Below are 1,609 nucleotides of genomic sequence, written 5' to 3'. Positions count from 1 at the left end.
GTAGCGGAAAGCTGAGGAACGGGAGTTAATGGCTACGTTATTTTGTTCCTCGGAAAGAGGCGTTTTACCCCTATTTTTTGGTTCTGGTGCAAAATTTCTCAATATCAATAAAATAAAATTCTTGTAAAATATGCTAATACTTACAGCATTTCTATACGACTTTTCCCTCGACACCATAAGCTTTATGCTTATGGTGCTTTTAATTTATCCTTTTTGGCAATAGGCTGAAATCCCTGAGAAAGGCGGTAAAAACAATGGCTACTTTAAAATTGGATACTACTATACAAGCCTATACGAATTATTAGGGGTTTCAATTAAACTCTGTTCAATATATTTTTAAATTCTTATATAAATAAGTTAGGGTTTTAAAACCATTGGAACAGAAGAAAAACTTGAGACATTTACAAGCTGTCCTATATTTCCCAATGATTCTGGTTCAAATGACAAACGAATCATTGAAATCTATTAAGTTCCCAAAATCGATAATAACGGTTATTGGATGATTCCGATGAATATGGCATTCAAAAAAATCTGTTTCATTAAAATACGTATGCTTAAAAATTTTAAAAATAAAACATCTCTTACATTGTGATTGTACCCAAGCAAAAAGGTCGGTTCTTTGAGGTGCATTATACATATGAAATATTCATAATTGATAGAAAAAACTCAAATTCACTTACCAATACTTCAACAAAAATAATCTGCGAAAGGAAAATATAGAACATGGGCTTTCAAAACTTGTTTTAACGAATTAAATGGCTGCACTTTGGTATAAACGAGAACGACAAATAAATGCTTACATTTCACAAAATGTAAGCCTGTTGTTCAAAAAAGTGAAAGCATTCAGCAAAGATACGGTTGTCGTAGGTTATAATACTGGTTGGAAAAAATGACTCGTGGTCTGTATCAAAGTGAATCAGAAAAATGTATTCATACGGATATTAATGGTGTGTTAAATACATTACAAAAATCAAGAATTATAGAATTAAATGAAAATCTCAAAGTGAAAACGCCAATCCTATTAGGAGTGCAAAAACTTAAAGCTGTTGCTTTGCGCATAGCTTAGTGAGTGCGTCAACCATCCGTTTGTACTCGACTTAGTATGGCTTTTACCACACACCGGATTAATATGAGTAAGGGCTTCTTGTTGATTTTATATTTAGAAATAAACATATCATTTCAACCCGAAAAAGAATGTTAAGTTCTATAATTTTACTTATAGAGCTCAGATTAAATTCTAGGAGGTTTCATCTCAAAATCAATAAGAAAAACAAATAAAATCATTACCGTTTGTTTATGTCGGTTTTATTAGCTTTTAACTCAAATGAAGTTTTTACAAATGAAACCCTACTTAATATATATGTCATTTTCTTCATTTACATCAATTTTACTTGTATCAAGAATTGAAAAATAACGTATTTTAGTTGCTAAAATACGTTTTCAGAGTGTTAGGAAACCCTTGAGGGGTTCCCAACACTCTGGAATCATTTTGATTTTAGCGAATAAAAACAACATAAAATAATAGAGTTTCAAAAAATAGCCCTCCACCAGACCTTTGTTGGTCAGATGGAGGGCTATTTTTTTCATGTTTTGACAAGCTGTGGTGAGA

1 pseudogene is annotated in these 1,609 nt (G+C 31.5%); it reads left to right on the top strand.

What is annotated here, in order from left to right:
- Positions 1-254: 254 nt before the first annotated feature.
- Positions 255-1,066, top strand: a pseudogene (locus F3I02_RS32385) (RNA-guided endonuclease TnpB family protein); the annotation flags it as partial.
- Positions 1,067-1,609 lie beyond the last annotated feature (543 nt).

Origin of the sequence: Bacillus sp. SRB3LM (assembly GCF_015712745.1) — a bacterium.
In the GTDB taxonomy this organism is placed as follows: domain Bacteria; phylum Bacillota; class Bacilli; order Bacillales; family Bacillaceae_G; genus Bacillus_A; species Bacillus_A thuringiensis_K.
This window is presented reverse-complemented; position numbering and strand designations above follow the sequence as displayed.